This window comes from Fictibacillus solisalsi, assembly GCF_900103485.1.
In the GTDB taxonomy this organism is placed as follows: domain Bacteria; phylum Bacillota; class Bacilli; order Bacillales; family Fictibacillaceae; genus Fictibacillus_C; species Fictibacillus_C solisalsi.
In genome coordinates this window covers 52549-71133 of sequence record NZ_FNHW01000003.1, presented here as the reverse complement: position 1 = coordinate 71133, position 18585 = coordinate 52549, and the positions used below count along the sequence as shown (strand labels likewise).

20 protein-coding genes and 1 riboswitch are annotated in these 18585 nt (G+C 43.4%); of the genes, 9 read left to right on the top strand and 11 right to left on the bottom strand.

The annotated features are described in order from the left end of the window. Window positions 1–24 precede the first annotated feature (24 nt). The 3 genes from BLT53_RS19870 to BLT53_RS19860 all read left to right on the top strand — a co-directional run bounded on the left by BLT53_RS19870 (window position 25) and on the right by BLT53_RS19860 (window position 2779). On the top strand, window positions 25–1125 hold the full coding sequence (locus tag BLT53_RS19870) for an ABC transporter ATP-binding protein (protein WP_090237689.1): 1101 nt from the start codon (window positions 25–27) through the stop codon (window positions 1123–1125). Between the two features lie 240 nt (window positions 1126–1365). Then, complete coding sequence (locus BLT53_RS19865) at window positions 1366–2133, top strand: transporter substrate-binding domain-containing protein (RefSeq protein WP_090237688.1); 768 nt, start codon at window positions 1366–1368, stop codon at window positions 2131–2133. After that, entirely contained in the window at window positions 2126–2779 is a 654-nt protein-coding gene (locus BLT53_RS19860; RefSeq protein WP_205728262.1) for an amino acid ABC transporter permease, read from the top strand. Before BLT53_RS19865 ends, BLT53_RS19860 begins: the two co-directional genes overlap by 8 nt. Window positions 2780–2810: 31 nt before the next feature. Here BLT53_RS19860 and BLT53_RS19855 read toward each other — a convergent pair whose 3' ends face one another. Together BLT53_RS19855 and BLT53_RS19850 are read right to left on the bottom strand one after the other, a co-directional pair. Next, window positions 2811–3059 carry a hypothetical protein gene (locus BLT53_RS19855; RefSeq protein WP_090237686.1) on the bottom strand — a complete coding sequence of 83 codons (249 nt, stop codon included), beginning with the start codon at window positions 3057–3059 and terminating at the stop codon, window positions 2811–2813. Between the two features lie 75 nt (window positions 3060–3134). Beyond that, on the bottom strand, window positions 3135–3338 hold the full coding sequence (locus BLT53_RS19850) for an alpha/beta-type small acid-soluble spore protein (RefSeq protein WP_090237685.1): 204 nt from the start codon (window positions 3336–3338) through the stop codon (window positions 3135–3137). A gap of 261 nt (window positions 3339–3599) precedes the next feature. On the opposite strand from BLT53_RS19850, the gene BLT53_RS19845 reads away from it, so the two are divergent. The 4 genes from BLT53_RS19845 (at window position 3600) to BLT53_RS25200 (ending at window position 6044) form a co-directional block, all read left to right on the top strand. Further along, the gene (locus BLT53_RS19845; RefSeq protein ID WP_170834443.1) at window positions 3600–4841 is read left to right on the top strand and encodes a DUF2157 domain-containing protein; all 1242 of its coding nucleotides are present in this window, start codon (window positions 3600–3602) and stop codon (window positions 4839–4841) included. Further along, complete coding sequence (locus BLT53_RS19840; RefSeq protein WP_090237682.1) at window positions 4828–5331, top strand: GDYXXLXY domain-containing protein; 504 nt, start codon at window positions 4828–4830, stop codon at window positions 5329–5331. The genes BLT53_RS19845 and BLT53_RS19840 overlap by 14 nt, the downstream gene beginning before the upstream one ends. A 91-nt stretch (window positions 5332–5422) precedes the next feature. Continuing rightward, the gene (gene ymzB / locus BLT53_RS19835; protein WP_090237680.1) at window positions 5423–5758 is read left to right on the top strand and encodes a protein YmzB; all 336 of its coding nucleotides are present in this window, start codon (window positions 5423–5425) and stop codon (window positions 5756–5758) included. A 124-nt stretch (window positions 5759–5882) separates the two neighbouring features. Beyond that, window positions 5883–6044, top strand: coding sequence for a hypothetical protein (locus tag BLT53_RS25200; protein ID WP_170834442.1), 162 nt, complete (start codon window positions 5883–5885; stop codon window positions 6042–6044). Between the two features lie 39 nt (window positions 6045–6083). Here the strand turns inward: BLT53_RS25200 and BLT53_RS19830 are convergent, their stop codons facing one another. The 9 genes from BLT53_RS19830 to BLT53_RS19790 all read right to left on the bottom strand — a co-directional run bounded on the left by BLT53_RS19830 (window position 6084) and on the right by BLT53_RS19790 (window position 15829). Continuing rightward, window positions 6084–8105, bottom strand: a complete 2022-nt coding sequence (locus BLT53_RS19830; RefSeq protein ID WP_090237679.1) for an ABC transporter ATP-binding protein — start codon at window positions 8103–8105, stop codon at window positions 6084–6086. A gap of 4 nt (window positions 8106–8109) precedes the next feature. Next, on the bottom strand, window positions 8110–9864 hold the full coding sequence (locus BLT53_RS19825; RefSeq protein WP_090237677.1) for an ABC transporter ATP-binding protein: 1755 nt from the start codon (window positions 9862–9864) through the stop codon (window positions 8110–8112). A gap of 464 nt (window positions 9865–10328) precedes the next feature. Then, window positions 10329–10799: a 6,7-dimethyl-8-ribityllumazine synthase gene (gene ribH / locus BLT53_RS19820; RefSeq protein ID WP_061967161.1), complete on the bottom strand. Its 471-nt coding sequence runs from the start codon at window positions 10797–10799 to the stop codon at window positions 10329–10331. A gap of 20 nt (window positions 10800–10819) precedes the next feature. Next, complete coding sequence (locus BLT53_RS19815) at window positions 10820–12013, bottom strand: bifunctional 3,4-dihydroxy-2-butanone-4-phosphate synthase/GTP cyclohydrolase II (protein WP_090237675.1); 1194 nt, start codon at window positions 12011–12013, stop codon at window positions 10820–10822. 19 nt (window positions 12014–12032) lie between these two features. Beyond that, the gene (ribE, locus tag BLT53_RS19810; protein ID WP_090237674.1) at window positions 12033–12680 is read right to left on the bottom strand and encodes a riboflavin synthase; all 648 of its coding nucleotides are present in this window, start codon (window positions 12678–12680) and stop codon (window positions 12033–12035) included. A 175-nt stretch (window positions 12681–12855) separates the two neighbouring features. Further along, window positions 12856–13001, bottom strand: a riboswitch (FMN riboswitch). A gap of 88 nt (window positions 13002–13089) precedes the next feature. Further along, window positions 13090–13836, bottom strand: a complete 747-nt coding sequence (gene nfsA / locus BLT53_RS19805; RefSeq protein WP_090237672.1) for an oxygen-insensitive NADPH nitroreductase — start codon at window positions 13834–13836, stop codon at window positions 13090–13092. Window positions 13837–13972: 136 nt separating this feature from the next. Further along, window positions 13973–14392 (bottom strand): carboxymuconolactone decarboxylase family protein, encoded by a 420-nt coding sequence (locus tag BLT53_RS19800; protein WP_090237671.1) that lies wholly within the window; start codon window positions 14390–14392, stop codon window positions 13973–13975. 112 nt (window positions 14393–14504) lie between these two features. Further along, window positions 14505–15380 carry a LysR family transcriptional regulator gene (locus BLT53_RS19795; protein ID WP_090237670.1) on the bottom strand — a complete coding sequence of 292 codons (876 nt, stop codon included), beginning with the start codon at window positions 15378–15380 and terminating at the stop codon, window positions 14505–14507. 128 nt (window positions 15381–15508) lie between these two features. After that, on the bottom strand, window positions 15509–15829 hold the full coding sequence (locus tag BLT53_RS19790) for a thioredoxin family protein (protein WP_090237668.1): 321 nt from the start codon (window positions 15827–15829) through the stop codon (window positions 15509–15511). Between the two features lie 157 nt (window positions 15830–15986). Here BLT53_RS19790 and dapF point away from each other — a divergent pair, with 157 nt between their 5' ends. Together dapF and BLT53_RS19780 are read left to right on the top strand one after the other, a co-directional pair. Next, window positions 15987–16955: a diaminopimelate epimerase gene (gene dapF, locus BLT53_RS19785; RefSeq protein WP_090237666.1), complete on the top strand. Its 969-nt coding sequence runs from the start codon at window positions 15987–15989 to the stop codon at window positions 16953–16955. 354 nt (window positions 16956–17309) lie between these two features. Continuing rightward, entirely contained in the window at window positions 17310–18557 is a 1248-nt protein-coding gene (locus tag BLT53_RS19780; protein ID WP_090237665.1) for an aminopeptidase P family protein, read from the top strand. Window positions 18558–18585 lie beyond the last annotated feature (28 nt).

The window sequence follows — 18585 nt, the reverse complement described above, 5'->3', positions numbered from 1 at the left end:
TGCAAAAACCAAGGAGGCAATACAATGGCAGGAATTAAACTTCAAAAAATCGTAAAACGCTACGACAACAAAGTAACCGCAGTACATGACTTTAACCTTGATATTAAGGACAAAGAATTTATTGTATTTGTCGGCCCGTCCGGCTGTGGTAAATCCACAACCCTTCGCATGATTGCCGGCCTTGAAGATATTTCAGAGGGAGATCTTGTCATTGGAGACCGCGTAGTAAACGATGTGGCACCAAAAGACCGTGACATTGCAATGGTTTTCCAGAACTATGCCCTTTACCCGCATATGAATGTATATGACAATATGGCGTTCGGCTTAAAGCTCCGTAAATTCAGCAAAGAAGAAATTGAAAAACGTGTAAAAGAAGCGGCTCGTATTCTCGGCCTTGAACAATACCTTGACCGTAAACCTAAAGCACTTTCTGGTGGCCAGCGTCAAAGGGTGGCACTCGGACGTGCAATCGTTCGTGACGCACAGGTTTTCTTGATGGACGAACCATTATCCAACCTTGATGCAAAACTTCGTGTACAGATGCGTGCAGAGATCACCAAGCTTCACCAGCGCCTGCAAACAACAACCATCTATGTAACGCATGACCAGACAGAAGCCATGACGATGGCTACACGAATCGTTGTTATGAAAGACGGACACATCCAGCAGGTTGGTTCACCTAAGGAAGTATACGATACACCTGAAAACATGTTTGTCGGCGGATTTATTGGAAGCCCGGCGATGAACTTCATCAGAGGAAAAGTAGAGGACGGTTTCTTTGTGGTTAACAGTGATGTGCGTGTTGCTATCCCTGGAGGCAAAATGAAGACACTTCGTGATCAGGGCTACCTTAATAAAGAAGTAACACTCGGCATTCGTCCGGAAGATATTCATGATGAGCCTGTCTTCCTTGAGTCTTCTGCCAATACGAAAATCAACGCCCGTATTGACGTAGCAGAACTTATGGGAGCTGAAACCTTCCTCTACTCTACAATTGCGGGCCAAGACTTCATCGCTCGTGTAGACTCTCGTACCGATGTACGAAACGGCCAAAATATTGACCTTGCTCTTGATATGAACAAATCGCATTTCTTTGACAACGACTCAGAGCTACGTATTCACTAAGCTAAAAAACAGCAAGGATATCCGAATCTCCATCAGGAAGAAGGCTTGCCTTCTCCTTGATGGAGAATTTTTTATTTTTTTGGGCAAATCATGTGAAAAACAAGGTGGATTAGGGAATAATGTTTTATCATTGACAATTCCTTCATTTACTGGTTAAATGACTAAGGAATTCTGATGAGTTTTATCGGATTTAACGAAAAAAATCATCCATTTATGGATATATTATGGAGGTACACACACATGAAAAAACTATGGGCCATCCTCATGGTTTCCGTCATGCTTGCAGGAATTTTGTCCGCTTGCGGCAATAATAACGGCGGCAACGGAGCAAAGAAAAAAGAACTGACGATCGGAACGGAAGCTACATACCCTCCCTTCTCCTATCGTGACAAGAAAACAAACGAAGTAACCGGCTATGATGTAGAGGTAGCAAAAGAAGTTGCGAAACGCCTTGATATGAAGCCGAAAATCGTACCGACAGAATGGAAGAACATGTTCACTTCACTTGGCAGCCGTTTTGATATGGTAGCCAACCAGGTGACGATAACGCCTGAGCGCAAGAAACAATATGCCTTCTCTACTCCCTACACCATTTCTGGCGGGAAAGTTATTGTAAATAAAAGTAACAAGGACATTAAAGGAATCAAAGACCTTAAAGGCAAGGTGGTCGGAACCACTCAAGGAAGCAACTATTCCGTTGAAGCTGAAAAGGCCGGAGCAAAGATTAAGTATTACAAAGGCATTGCACAAGTACTGTCCGATCTTGACGTTAACCGTGTGGATGCGGCTCTGAATGATGAACTGTTCGTTTTAACAGAACTGAAAAACACAAAATACAATGTAAAAGCAGTGGGCAAACCGTTCAATGAAAATAAAATGGCCTTTGCCTTCAAGAAAGATAATAAAGACTTAGCGAAAAAAGTGGATAAGGCTCTTGCTGACATGAAGAAGGACGGTACGCTTTCCAAACTTTCCAAAAAGTACTTCGGAGCAGACGTAAGTGAGTAGTTCTCTCCAGTACATGGTGGACTCCCTCCCGTTTTTACTGGAGGGAGCCAAAATCACCGTTCTCCTTAGCCTGGGGTCCATTATCGGCTCATTAATTTTTGGGCTGGTCATCGCGTTATGCAGAATGTCGAGCAACAGCGTCCTTTCCCGTATTGCAAGAATCTATATTTCCTTTTTCAGGGGAACTCCCCTTCTTATTCAATTATTGATATGGTATAACGGATTTACGTTTGCGATCACTCCTGAAGGATGGCAGGCAGCACTTGTCGGATTAATCCTTCATTTCAGCGCTTATATTGCGGAGTCCTACCGCGGAGCGATTCAATCCATACCTAACGGCCAATGGGAGGCATCCTATTCACTTGGCATGAACTACTATCAGACGTTTAGGGAGGTTATCCTGCCTCAGGCATGGCGCATTGCCATCCCGTCCATCTGGAACTCACTGATAGACGTTGCCAAGTCTTCGTCACTAGCATCTGTCATTACTGTACCTGAACTTACTTCTATTGCCGATCAGCGCAGTGCATCCAGCTTGATTGTTCTGCCGATTCTTTTGGAAGCCGCACTTATATATTGGGGTTTATCCACCCTGCTTGAATGGAGCCGTGAACGTCTCGAACGGCGACTTCGTATTATTAAATAAATCACCAGCTCAAAACGGGCTGGTGATTTTTTTATGTCCACTCAGATATAAAAATGACCATTTCCTGCCGGCAAATTTTGCAATAATAAACATGTGGGCACTCGGACTCCTTAAAATCTGCCGGATATCCATTTTCGAGCTTCAGACCATCGGAATCCACATATGGACTATAGTCATCAAAATAATCGCTCAGCTTTCCCTGGTCCTCGCCCGCATTGCCGCAGTCCGGGCAATGGAAAACGACCGTATGTAATTGATTGCAGACCGGACACATGCTCATAAACATTCCTCTTTCCAAATGCAGTTAATTAAAAAGGGGCGGATCGCTCCACCCCTTACAGCCATGATTATAGAGTTATCGAGCTGAACCGCTGATTTGTTGTTGAGCCATTGCTACAAGACGTTTAGTGATTTCTCCACCTACAGATCCGTTAGCGCGAGCCGTTGTATCAGCACCTAGTTGAACACCAAATTCAGAAGCGATTTCGTACTTCATTTGATCAAGAGCTTGTTGAGCACCAGCAACTACTAGTTGGTTTGAGCTATTGTTGTTTGCCATTGATATCACCTCCTTAAATCTATTGTGCTTCAATAAAATAAGGATATACACTGCCCCATTTTCCAAATTATGTGGAGTTTTTTTTGCTTTTCCTTTCCTAGCTGCATTCTCTAAAATCAATTGGCATATCATCTTGTGAAGTACTGAAATTTCCGTCCTACTCTGTTAAAGTGGAAAGGAAAAATCAGTATAACTTCAAACGACAACTGCGTCATATTTTAACATGTATTTTTTTCCATTAAAAAGAAACGGGGTGAAACATTGAATGATCAATGGTTAGAGAAAGAGGGAAAAAAGTGGGTAGCTGAAAACATTATTAGCGAAGAGCAATATCGTCTGATAGTGGCAAAATATAAGGATAATCATTCACAAAGGGGCATCGGCCTTATACCCATCTTCGCAAGTGTTTTAATCGGTCTCGGAATCTTGTCCTTTATTGCAGCCAATTGGAGCGGCATTACTCCTCCTTTCAGGCTGATATTGCTGATCGCGGTTTTAGGTATCTGTTATGGCTTGGGTCATGCATTTCTGCAAAAAGATAAGGAAGCTCTGGGACAATCGTTTATTGGCCTGGGTTTAGCCACCTTTGGTGCTTCTTTAATCCTGCTTGGCCAAACGTACCACTTTGTTTCTTACGACGCACGCACCTTTATTATCTGGTCCGTGCCTGCCTTGATTTATCTGAACTTCCTTAGGGGAAGGCTGTTATTTTTTCTTACCTTTGCCATCTTAACCGGAGGGCAAATTTATACCCTGACCGAGTTCTCCAGTTACAGCTATGTACTCCTGATTTTGTTCGGACTTGGATTGGGCTGGTTCGTCCTGAACGAAAAGAACCGTTTGTACATCCGCTTCTTCTCCGCCGGGTTTATTTTGAATCTCGGTTTCCTGGCAGGAACTCTTGATGAAAACTGGCTATGGCTGATCGTTATTCTTCTAGGTGTATACAGCCTGTCAGAATGGCTTGAGCAAGGTCTTGGATCTTCCCTTAAGTTTTTTGCTTCAGCTGCAGCTTTTGTGATAAATCTGGTGCTGTACTTTACATTAACGAATTCTTCCTCAGATCCCTTTGATTATCCCGAGCCGCTTTCATTTTTACTTATTTTTATTCTCTTAGCCGCTTTCCTCATTTTTTCGAGAATGAAAAAAGGCACCTTGCCAGCACTCATAAAAAGCGGCATTTTATTTTCCCCCTGGTTTTATCTGTCCATCTTCATCGGAAATCTGGCAGTTGGAATCCTGTATTTAATTGTTGCCTTCGTGTTTTCCGGATTGCTGCTGTCCGAAGGATACCGGACAGAACAGCGCTATCAGATCAATTGGGGCATCATTTTGTTTTTGCTCGTCACCTTTATTGCTTACATGAATTTGGCGTGGGCGTTTATGCCAAAATCCCTGTTCTTCCTGATTGGTGGAATCCTTTTGTTTGCTCTGTACTTCTTTTTGCAGAAAAAGAAAAAAGATGTGTTAGCGGAAAGGAGGACCCAGCATGAAAAAAAATAAATGGTGGATTAGTTTGATCATTCTTCAGGTCCTCGTTCTGTTTGGAATAGCAGGAAGTTATTATGGGGTTGATTATTTTGGCAAGGAGATCCAGCTGAAAACAAAGCCCGTGGACCCGACGGATGTATTCTCCGGGGATTATGTGTCCTTAAATTACGAAATCAGTGATGCTCCCGATTCCCTTTGGAAAGGAGAGCCCATTAAAGAACCAACCCCCGTATATGTCGTTCTTGCCCCGGAAAACGGGAAGTACCACATTGAAAAGTTAACAAATCGCTCTCCTGACGTTTCAGGCAGCCAGGTCTATTTAAAAGCAAAGGCTACCCCCTCTATGGTTGGAATGCTTCATTTGGAATATGGTCTTGAACGTTTTTATGTCGAAGAAAATACAGGAAAGAAGTTTGAAGAACCGGGACAGGAATACTCCGTAGCAGTAAAAGTCGCGCCATGGGGCAAAGGTGTTATCCAGAAAATCCAGCCTGAAAAGTAAGACTGCTATAGTCTGCGTATTTTCCGTCATCGTGCTGTCCAAATGGTTTATTCTTGTGCAATAGGGGTACATTGTTAGAGAGGTGACCCAAATGAGTGAATTGAAAATCATTGATATTAAAAATACAATAAACGACTGGGCAGGAAATCAGATTACCATTCGAAAAGAAGAAAATGAAGATTTGGATCAAATCAACATTCAGCTGGAAAAGGCCACCTTTGAACAGCGGGATTCCGTTGATGACTACATTGCAGACAATGTCATGTTCCTTCATGGCACGGCCTACAGCTCCGAAGACGGCGAAAAAACAGAGCTTCCTTCTGTTTTGTACGAGGTGCCGCTGGATGGCATTGAGGAAATCAATGTAGACCAAAGCATCATAACCTTTAAAACAAGCAGAGGGCAGTATGCCATCATGAAATCGTAAAAGGACCCGCAAAGGGTTCTTTTTTTGCTTTTTAGTCATATAAGTTGTAAAATAGTTTAAAATATTCTAACAACGGGTATTGCTTTCAAAACTGATTTTCTTCACATTAAATAGGAGGGTATGCATGCATCCTGATTGGAAAAAGAAAATCGTGATCGGCGGTATGTCCACAGCCTTGGGAGGTTCATCGGCTTCGACTGCACATGATGAAATGTCCGTCCAGGAACATGAAGTAAAGATCATGGGATCAGAAAAAGCAGCATCTGAACAAAAAACAGCACAATAGATATAATAAAAGGGGAGCCCTCGTTGGCTCCCCTTTGTATTATACTGCTTTACTTGTCTGCTGCCCCTGCTGTATTTGATACATCTGATAATAACGTCCGCGCGTTTCCATCAGAGACTGATGCGTTCCCCGCTCCATAATTCTGCCGCGGTCGAGAACCAGAATCTGATCTGCGTTTTTGATCGTGGACAAACGGTGGGCAATAATAAAGGTCGTTCTCCCTTGCTTGAGCACTTCAAGCGCATTTTGAATAATGGCTTCTGTTTCAGTATCAATACTGGCTGTTGCTTCATCCAAAATTAATATGGCAGGATTATAGGCGAGTGCTCTGGCAAAAGACAGAAGCTGGCGCTGGCCGGCAGAAAGGGTGCTCCCCTTTTCAATGACCGGTTCATCAAGACCGCCGGGAAGGTTTTGTACAAATGGCATGGCCCCTACATCCGTTAGCGCTTTTTCTACCTTTTCCCTTGTGATGGAAGGATCATCAAGACTAATGTTGGAAGCAATCGTGCCGCTGAATAAAAACGGGTCCTGCAGTACAATACCCATATGCTCACGCACAACCTGTTTTGGCATCGTCATGATATCTTTGTTATCAATTAATATCTTTCCTTGCTTGATATCATAAAAACGGAAGAGCAGGTTCATGATTGAACTTTTTCCAGATCCGGTATGACCGACAAGCGCTACGGTTTCTCCATGCTTTGCTTCAAAGGAAATATCGTTCAGCACATTTTCTTCCTCATTGTAAGCAAATGAAACATCCTTGAATGAAACATCCCCTTTATAGCGGGGCGCCTTTCTCACTACCACATTCATTCCAGGCTCGTCGAGCAGGACAAACACACGCTCTGCCGACACGAGTGCCTGTTCAAGCTGTGCCAACTGATTCACCATCCCGGTAATGGGCTGGAACAACCGATTTAAATAGTCGACAAAAGCATACAGGACACCAACGGAAATCAGGGCATCCGCTTTTAAAGAAGCTCCCCCGAAATACCAGATCAGAGCAACGAACGCCAGGTTCCTAAGAACACTTACAAGATTATGGGACGTTAGGCCATTTAAGCTTAGCAGCTTGTTCTGGTAGGAATAATACGTTTTGTTCATCTCTTCAAATTCCTTAACCGTCTCTTTTTGCCTTTTGAACGCCTGAATGATCGGCATGCCTTGAATGGACTCATTAACCATACCGTTTATATCACTCAACGTCGAACGAATAATATGGTTATACTTGGAGGCAACTTTTCTGTACATCTTGATCCATACAAGGAGAATAGGAACCAAAACCATGGTGATCATGGCCAGGCGGGCATCAAGGATAAAGAGAGCTGTGAAAATCCCCGCCATATAGATGATTCCTGTAAAAAAATTCGACAGCACATTTACAAATAATTCTTTGATCGCTTCCGTATCATTCGTTACCCGGGATACTATTTTTCCTGCAGGCTGATTGTCAAAATACGTAATCGGGACCCGCTGGATTTGGGAGAAAACATCCTGACGCAGTTTTTTGATCACAAGGTTGGATGAGCTTTGCAGCATATAATGCTGGCCATACTGAAAAATACTCGCGAACAATAGCAGAACAAAATAAAAACCGGTCAGTTTGACGAGTCCCCCAATCTCAGGCTTGTAGAATTTAAAAAGATCCTTGTTTTTCATCGGTACTGCCGGGTATTCTTTTATAACACTTTTATTTGAAACGGTAATTTTATGGTTATTGTACTTCTTCTCGCCTTCAATATTGGCAGGTCGCGGAATGAAATAATAACTTCTTCCGATCTGGGTGATCCTGACTTGCGTTCCCTTGCGTTCACCCGGCAGCAGCCGGTCTTCCCTTTTATAGAACTTTCCTTGAAAAGCTACCGTGTTTTTTGAACCGGTCCCGGTTTCAAACCATGGCTTTTCTATCCCCAAAATGTGTACATCTATCATTCGTTTTGCTATAAAAGGACCGGTAAGCTCTGCAGATACCGCGAGAGCCAGCAGAAGAAGCCCAATTATAAAGCTTTTTTTATAAATCAGAGCGTATTGGAATAATCGTTTTCCAGGCTTCACTTATTTACACCGCCCTTTCATCGTGACGTTCTTCGACCTTTTGCCGTTCATACTGATCACTGTACCAGCCGCCGTGCTCCAGAAGCTCGTTATGTGTTCCCTCTTCGGCGATCTCCCCATCGTCCATTACGATGATCCAATCGGCGTGTTCCACTGCTGATAACCGATGGGTTGTAATCAAAGTTGTTTTGCCTGCTCTCTCTCTTCTTATGTTAGAGATGATGGCAGCTTCTGTCTTTGCATCAACCGCTGAAAGGGCATCATCCAGCAGCAGGATCTCGGGATCGATGAGCAAGGCCCTGGCAATGGAAACCCGCTGTTTTTGCCCACCGGACAAAGCGACGCCTTTTTCCCCTACCAGCGTATTGAGTCCCTGCGGCAAATACTTCACATCCTGATCAAAAGCTGCCATTTTAAGAGCATGCTGAAGCTCCTTATCCGTTCCCTGGCTATTCCCAAACAGGACATTCTCTCGTATTGTTTTTGAAAAAAGGGTAGCTTCTTGCGGAACATAGCCGACCCACCCCTGAATTTCCTCTATGGCAAGCTGTGCCAGATTGATTTCCGAGATGCTGATGGTCCCCTCTCCTAACGGATACTCACGAAGAAGCTGTTTGAGCAGCGTTGTTTTCCCGCTTCCTGTTCTTCCAACAATACCAAGCGTCTGACCGGTTTTAACGCTTACATGAATTCCTCTTAAGTTATCCCTTTCAGATGACGGATACCGAAACGATACATTACGGAATTCAATGGTTCCCGGCCGGTCCAGCTTTATCGGGTGGGGATGGCTATTTACATCCGGTTCATAGGCAAGTGTTTCGTTTACCCGGTCTAAAGAGGCATTTCCCCGCTGCATGACATTGATTAATTCGCCAACGGCAAACATCGGCCATATCAGCATTCCAAGATAGACGTTGAAAGAAACAAGCTGTCCCAGAGTGAGTGTGTTGTGAAAAACAAGATATGCACCATATCCCAATCCAATCAAATAGCTGATTCCAACCAGCACTTTGATGGTTGGTTCAAACAACGCATCCACCTTGGCAACAGCAATATTTTTTCCAAAGACATCATCCGTGAGAGTTTGAAAGCGGGCCATATCTTCCTGCTCTTTTACGTAAGCACGGATTACCCTCACTCCCGAAATGCTCTCAAGCACTTGATCATTCATGTCTCCAAAGGCATCCTGTGCCTTCAAAAACCGTTCATGGACCTTCTTTCCGTACCGATTCATGGCAATGGCCATGAGCGGGAGGGGAATGACAGCGGCGAGTGTCAGTTTCCAGCTGATAAACAACCCCATGGTAAACAAAATAACCAGCATAAATGCACTCGAGTCTACCAGGGTGAGGATTCCGAACCCTGCGGTAACTGAAATGGCCTTTAAATCGTTGGTTGCCCGGGCCATAAGGTCTCCGGTCTTATTTTTTTCATAAAACGAAGGAGTCATTTTTAAAAGATGCCTCATGAATTTGGAACGGAGGATCCGTTCCACAACAAAAGCCCCGCCAAACAACTGATACATCATGAAATACGTTAATATATAAGTAATAGTTAATAAACAGGTATATACTAAAATCGTCTGGATCAGTGTTTCTTTTGTCAATTTGCCCAGGTTAATGGCATCAATTGCATTTCCGACGATTTTTGGAGGAATAACCTCCAGAATGCCAACCACAATTAATAAAACGACCGCGATCGTATAGCGTTTCCAGTGCTCTTTAAAGAACCATGCCAATTTGCTTAAAACAGAAAACATCGTTTCACTCCTCTCCTCCTAAAAACCATCATCCGAAAGCTACCCCGTTCCCAAATGAAGCTGCCATTTTAATCTCACCATTGTTAGTAATCTCATCCTGCATCGCTCCTTTATATGAATGGTAAATAGAACCCCAAAATCAAAAAAGCATACCGCCTCAGGGAGGCGATATGCTAAAAATAGAGACACGTCACGTCACAAAGGAAAAAGCGCGGCCGTGTCTAAAGATTATGCGTCATTACGGAATGGCCGGTCACCATATGAAATTAAAAAAGAGCTTTTTGTTAAACAAAGTAAATGAATCATAGTCTTTTTCATGACACAACCACCCTTTCAATAAATTGGAATTCTTTTGACCTCAGTAATAGTACCACTATTATAATTAAAGTGTCAATATGGAATATTGTATATTTTCTAACAATTTATAAAAAATAAAAAGCCCGCCAGAGACGGACTTCCTTTTATTAAAAATTAAATTGGCGATTTAAGTTGGCCATCTCGATGGCAGAAGCAGCCGCTTCCCAACCCTTATTACCAGCCTTCGTTCCTGCGCGCTCGATTGCCTGCTCGATCGAATCAGTGGTCAAAACACCAAATATAACCGGGATCCCTGACTGAAGTGAAGCCGCTGAAACACCTTTTGCCGCTTCGTTGCACACATAATCAAAGTGAGGAGTTGACCCGCGAATAACCGTTCCAAGTGTAATTACTGCGTCGTACTTTCCGGAATCGGCCATTTTTTTGGCGATCAAAGGAATTTCAAAAGCACCTGGCACCCACGCCACGTCCACATTCTCTTCTTCCACTCCATGGCGTTTCAGTGCGTCCTGTGCGCCTCCAAGCAGCTTGTTTGTAATAAATTCATTGAAACGGCCTACTACGACCCCTACTTTTAGTCCTGTTCCGATTAAGTTTCCTTCAAAAATGTTTCCCATTTTTGTGTATCCTCCTCTGTTTAGAACTGCAGCAAGTGCCCCAGTTTCATCTTCTTTGTTTTTAAATAGTTTTCATTGTCTTTATTTGCCGGCATCTGAATGGGCACCCGTTCAACCACTTCAAGATCGTAACCTTTAAGCCCGGTAATTTTGCGGGGATTGTTAGTTAAAAGTCGCATTTTCTTAATGCCGAGTTCTTTCAAGATTTGTGCGCCGATGCCATAGTTACGAAGGTCAGGCGCGAAGCCGAGCTTTTCATTGGCTTCCACCGTGTCCAAGCCTTCTTCCTGAAGCTTGTAGGCGCGCATCTTATTCAGCAGGCCAATTCCACGCCCCTCCTGCCTCATATAGAGCAGTACACCTGAACCAGCCTCTTCAATCTGCTGAAGTGCCGCATGAAGCTGCGGGCCGCAATCACAGCGATGAGAACCGAAAACATCACCGGTCAGGCATTCTGAATGCACTCTTACAAGTACCGGCTGTTCGGGATCGATCGTTCCTTTGATCAGCGCTACATGCTCTTTATCATCAATAAGATTGGAAAAGCCAATGGCGGTAAAATCTCCGAAATCCGTCGGCAATTTAATTTCGACTTCTTTTTTAACCATTTTTTCTTTCCGGTTTCTATATTGAATAAGATCTTTAATGGTAATGAATTTCAGATCATGCTCTAGTGCCAATTTTTGCAGCTCTGGCACCCTTGCCATGGTTCCATCTGCATTCATGATTTCACAAATCATTCCTGCTGGTTTTGCGCCTGCCAACAGAGCAAGATCAACGGCAGCTTCCGTATGTCCTGCTCTCCTCAGAACGCCTCCTTTTTTGGCGATCAAGGGAAAGACATGGCCGGGACGCTTGAAGTCAGTTCCCTTCGCACCTTCTTCAACCATTTTTTGAATGGTGATGGCCCGTTCAGCAGCCGAAATTCCCGTTGTTGTGCTTTCATGGTCAATGCTGATTGTAAAGGCCGTCCCATGGGGATCCGTGTTATTTGTGACCATCGGTGTCAGCTCCAGCTTAGCTGCAAGATTTTCGTCAATCGGTGCGCAAATCAGTCCTCTTCCGTGAGTTGCCATAAAGTTAACCGTTGATGGTGTTACTTTTTCAGCGATGGCGACAAAGTCTCCTTCATTTTCTCTGTCTTCATCATCCACCACAATGACGGGTTTACCGTTAATCAAATCCTCAATCGCTTCTTCTATACTGTGAAACATCGATCATCCCTCCTCTGCTTTAAAACCCATGCTCTGCTAAGTATTCCAGTGTTATGGCTGATTTTTGTTTTTCTTCTTTTTTGCCTGTGATAAATTTTTCAACATACTTTCCAAGCATGTCGCACTCCACATTCACCGAATCTCCCTTGGTTTTATCACCTAATACAGTATAGGAAACGGTATGAGGGATCAATGAGACCGTAAACGTATCATCCGTCAAACCAAAAATGGTCAGGCTTGTTCCATCCACCGCCACTGATCCTTTCAGCAACAGATAGTTGGACAGTCTTTTTGGAACCTTTATATCATAATAAATAGCATTCTTTTCGGGACGTTTTTGAACAATTTCGCCGGTACCATCGATATGGCCGCTGACAAAATGTCCTCCAAACCGCCCTCCGGATGACATAGCCCGTTCAAGATTTACTTTTGATCCAAACGATAAGAGTTTCAGTCCTGTGCTCCGATAGGTTTCAGGCATAATATCAACGGTAAAGCTTTTCTCTGAAAAGGTGGTCACCGTTAAACAAACACCGTTAACGGAAATGCTGTCTCCAAGGTGGACATCTTCAAGAATTTTTGAAGCGGAAATGGTTAACACAATGGTCTCGTTGCCTTTTTTAATTCCTTCGATTGTACCTAATTCTTCAACGATTCCAGTAAACATCGATTCACCTCCTGCTGCACTTCTTTTATTCAAGGAATGAAAAAAAACCCCTGAAAGTCATTAAACTCCCAGGGGTTTCTATCTATTGCATTCTGAAAATACTCATCATATCAATAAACAGTATGTCGAAATAAGCCTTGGTGTACTTGTAAAAAGCATCCCAAAAGGCATTTCGTCATTCCTTCTCCCATCCAGACTATACTGTCGGCTCTGGAATTTCACCAGATCCACCGTCCGCAAAAAAAGCGTCCGGGTCACGGACTAAGAGGATTATACCTCATCACCGCCGGTTGGGAATTTCACCCGACCCCGAAGGAAAATAATATTTAATTACTTGCATAATGTAAGTATACCGTTCTTTTTCGCCCGTTACAAATATCAAATCCCAAACTCGTCAATTCAACTGCGTTTATTGCTTATCCAAACCCTTGGATTCAATAAATTCCTTCATGTACGTTCGTTTTGGCTGGCTCATCACTCTGGCCATTTGTGTGGCCCAGCCTTCATCTCGAGCCCCGCCCGTGCGTTCCCTGTAATACTCGGCGGTTTGAAGTTCGAATTCTTTTAGGATCGGAAGCGCTTTTTCATCTTCAACATACTGGTTTTTGTGGAAAACTGCCGCCTGAGGCAACCGCGGCTTCAATCCTGGAGAAGCATCGGGATGGCCGACAGCCATTCCGAATAAAGGTACCACATGGTCAGGGCAGCGGAGGAGCTCTGAAACCTCCGGTAACTTATTGCGGATGCCGCCGATATAAACGATGCCCAATCCAAGAGATTCAGCTGCTACCGCTACATTCTGTGCCGCAAGCGCCACGTCGATCATTCCAACCATAAAACCCTCTTTGGATTTAATCGTATCGTCAACATTTTGCCCCGCAATTTGTGCCATCAATTGATGGCGGTGATAATCCAGGCAAAAAACAAAGAAATAACCATTTTGGGCCACATAGGTTTGGCTGCCCGCCAGCTCTGCCAGCTTGTCCTTGATGCTCTGTTCTTCAATGCCGATGATGGAATAGACCTGCTGGTAGCTTGAAGTGGATGCAGCCTGAGCGCATCGAATCAGTGTTTCCACTGTGTCCTGCCCAATTGGTTCGTCTTTAAACCGCCGGATCGACCGGTGAGAAAGAATACTTTTTATCGTTTCATTCATTCAGCTCAACCCCTTTCCTTTTGCATACATCATTTATGTTACCTAATCTAGCATAAGATTAATCCAAACGAAAAGCAGAGCGGCTTAAGGATACATCAAATAAACCCCAGGCAGTTTCCCTGGGGTGCTTTTCTAGTTAATGAATATTGTTTTTTTCCACACCTATTTTACGCTGTCTAAACACTTTTTTGGCCACGGCAAGTGCATTTAAAATGCGGGGAAAACCAGTATAAGGAATGAGCTGGATAAAGGATTCTACAATTTCTTGGGGGGGCAGCCCCGCTGTAAGTCCTGTATTGATATGAAGCTCCAGCTGCGGCTCTGTTCCTTGGGTAACGAGAGAGGAAATGGTGACAAGCGCTCTTTGCTTATTATCCAATCCCTCACGCGTATATATTTCCCCATAAGCAAATTCGATGATATATTGTCCGACTTCCGGTGCAAGATCTTTCAATTCATCCATGATTTTCAAATGCGTAGACACATCGTCGTTCTTTGTTGTGGTATACTCCATCAACTTATTGATTCCTTTTTGATATCTGTTGTCTTGTTCCATGAGTAAATACCTCCAATTTGTTTTTGCGAATGGAATACCTTTACTGTACTCTCGTCCGTTTCATTCGTAAAATACATAAAGTTAATATCACTCATGCCTTCAGGTTATAGGTTTAATAGTGCAGTAGATGCTGGATAAATTTTTTCACGGCGTATGTTCTGTATTTTTGCTTTTTCATAATGATTCCAAGGTGCCATGGAATATCCACATCCTGAATCGTAACCATTTGAATTTTTGGATCGTTTGCTTTGTTAAACATGGAAACCGGCAAAAAAGAAACACCCAGATTTTCACCAACCAGGCCAGTAATGAAATCCCACTGTGAGCTTTTATAGGCAATCGTCGGTTCAAATCCCGCTTGCCGGCATACGCCCAGCATTCTGCCATATAGAGCAAACTCTTCAGTAAAGAAAATGAAGCTTTCATCACGCAGTTCCTTTAATTCAATTTGCTTTCTGCCGGCAAGGGGATGCTGGCTGCTTACCACAAGAGCCATTACATCTTTCATAAAAGGTACCACATCAAATTGTTCTACATCCACAGGCAAAACGGATACCCCCAGCTCCAGCTGGCCGGCTATCACTTCCTCTTCCACTTTTTTTGCACCGTGTTCATCGAGCCTGATGGCGATTTCCGGATAATTTTTATGAAAGTCGCCAAGGATCTTCGGAAAAAACAACGTACCTATGACCGGAGGCAGGCCGATAGACACCTGGCCCTTTTTCAAATTCATTACATCATACAACGAGGAGGACAAATCATTCATTGAATGAAGAATCTGCTGGGCGTGAAGGTATACCGCCTGTCCGGCATCCGTTAATTCAATCGTTCTCCCGGAGCGGTCGACCAACTGGACCTCCAGTTCGTCTTCAAGTGATTTTACCATTTTGCTTAAAGAAGGCTGGGAAAGGAACAGGGTTTGTGCGGCTTTAGTAAAACTTTTCTGTTTTCCGACCTCTACAAAATACTTTAACTGTCTGATATCCATAACATGTCCCTTCATGGCAATTCGTTATTATGGTGATTTCTTTATTCATTTTATCCATGTTATAGGCAAAAAAAAAGGCTGCGTTAAGCAGCCAAACCTCCAGCTGCACCGCAGCTTGATGGAGGAAATTATACGGGCAGACTATCCAAATACGCCCGAACATCCTCTGGTGTTTTTGCGTTTGCACTGTGCAAATGAGCCAGCTTTTCTCCGCCTTTGAACAATAACAGGCTTGGAATTCCCATCACTTCATACTTCTCTGCCAGCTCAGGAAATTTGTCCCGGTCAATCTCATACCATGCTTTATCCGTATGTTCTTCAAGAATTTCAGGAAGAAATACTTCCAAGCGCCTGCAGTCAGGGCACCATCCTGCTGTAAAGATCATGATTGTTTCTTTATCTGCAGAAATAATCTCATTGAATTCTTCTAACGTTTGCACTTCTTTCATTAAAATAACCTCCCTTTTTTACTCTTACTCCTATTATATAACATGCCATGTTCACGACACGAAATAAATGCACTTTCGAAATGGTTTGATATTAACATTTTCCCATGATTACTGGTATGATACTAATAAACACAGTGAAACGAAAGGACGACAACCATTGAAGATCGATATTCTGAAAACACATGGATCATATAACGATTTTATTTTAATTGATGAATACAGCAACGACTATGGATTAAATGACGAACAGCGGACTTCCCTGACCAGAACGCTATGTGACCGCTGCCACTCCATCGGCGCAGACGGCATTCTTTTTATCCAAAAAAGCGATAAAGCGGACGCGCGAATGCGGATTTTCAACTCAGATGGCACGGAACCGGAAATGTGCGGAAACGGCCTGCGCATTGCAGGAAGATACATTACCGAGCTTCTTGGAACAGATAACGCTGTGGTTGAAACGCAAAAAGCCAACCTGAATGTACAAAAGACTGACAGCATTTATGAAGACATCCAAACCTATGAAGTACTGATCGGACCTGTTTCCTTTGATGTTTCCACTCTGCCGGTTATCCATAGCGAAAACACGCTCCAGAACACCGTTATACCAAAACTTTCACCCGACTTATCGTTTACAGCTGTCAGTATGCCCAATCCCCATATTATTACGCTGGTAAATGAAATACGTGAAAACCAGGTGGCGAAAATTGGAAAAAAAGCCAACGAGATTAAAGATGTGTTTCCAAAAGGCGTAAACGTAAGCTTTGTAAAAGATCTTGGCGACTCAAAGATTTTCGTCCAAACCTATGAACGCGGAGTAGGGATCACCAATTCTTGCGGAACAGCTATGTCCGCTTCAAGCCTCATTACCTGCCTGCTTGGCATTAATCATCCGGAAAAGGAAGTCACCGTATTGAACAATGGCGGAATGGTTCGCTGCAAAGTCAACCCGCTCGAGCAAGGGGGCTACTCGGTTCTTCTCAGAGGAAATGCAACGTATGTTTTCACAGGAACGCTTGATTTTGACTTCAGCCAGCCGGAAAAGGCGGAATTCTACTTGGAAGAAGAATTTCCACAGGAAGAAGAAAGCTACCTGAAGCTTGAAGCCTACGCGAAAAATGTCCTATAGAAAAGACAGGATCTTGTTTGGATCCTGTCTTTTTCATTGGGAAACGGTGAAGTCCGCTGCCATAACGTGAATGCCGGCAAACTGGGAGGTAAACAATCCAAGAATCCTCACCAGCAATTATACGAATCCAAATACTTTTAAATACATGACTGCCACTGCTCTCAATCAGCTCCCAAATATCGCGGCCGTACCAGAAGCGAGATACACCAGGATATGAACGGCTGTCAAACGTTTAGTAAACGAACGGATCACCCTGCCCGGAAAAATTTTTGGTAAACGCATTGACGAAAAATTGCAAAAAAAATACAATTAAATAAACTAATCAGTCAGTTTTACAAAAAGAAGGAGGATTCTATGAAACCATCATTTTATGCGGAGAACCGAAAAAAGCTTGCCGAACAGCTTCCAGATGAAACCGCTGCTATTTTGTTTGCCGGTGAAGCTCCCTATAAATCAGCAGACGAGCGCTATCCATTTACCCCGAACCGGAATTTCTATTACAACACCGGCATTAACGAGCAGAACGTCATTCTTGTGATCAAGAAGACATCCGGAACAATCGAAGAGACACTTTTTATTGAAAAGCCGGATCCGGTAATGGAAAAATGGGTTGGCGTTACCATTTCACAAGAAGAAGCGAAAGCCGTTTCAGGAATAGGACATGTGCAATACCTTGAATCCTTCGAATCTTCGATAGGACGTACCTTGTTCACCGAGCAGGTACAAACTATATTTCTCGATTTGGAGCAACGGGAGTTTAAAGGCTGGCCGTCTAAAGCCTCCCTCTTTGCCAAGCATCTTCAGGAGAATTACCCGCATGTTGCGATTCGCAATGCGTATCCTATTATTACAGAATTGCGGGTATTCAAAACAGCGGAGGAAATTGAAAAAATCAAAGAAGCAATTCAAATTACAAAAGACGGCATCTACAATGTAATGAAGCACGCGGGGTCAGGCATGCTGGAAAATGAGCTGGAGGCACACTTTAATTTTGTCCTCAAAACGTCGGGAGTAAAGGACTTTGCTTTCCATACAATTTTGGCAAGCGGAAAAAATGCGACCGTACTGCACTACGAAAACAATGATTCACACATTGAAAAGAACAGCTTGATCTTGCTTGACCTTGGTGCACAAAAAGACTACTATAACGCCGATATCAGCTTCACTTTCCCGGCTGATGGAAAATTCACTGAGCGGCAAAAGCAAATTTACAACATTGTGCTGAAAGCTTTAAGGGAAACCACCTCTCTTATTAAACCCGGCTTGAAATTCGCAGAATTAAACGAACGTACAAAAGCCATTCTTGCCGAAGAATGCATGAAGATCGGATTAATACAAGAAGCATCTGAAATCTCCAATTACTATTATCACGGCGTAAGCCATTTTCTTGGGCTTGATACCCATGATGTTGGGTCCTACAAAGACCGGGTGCTTGAGCCGGGGATGGTGCTCACCATTGAACCTGGACTTTATATCGCAGAAGAAGCGATTGGTATACGTATAGAAGATGACATTCTAGTCACAGAAGATGGATATGAGAACCTGTCCGCGGATATCATCCGCACCACAGACGAGATTGAGGCATTCATGTCTGATCGATAAAAAAAAGGAGAGCCACAGACAACATGGT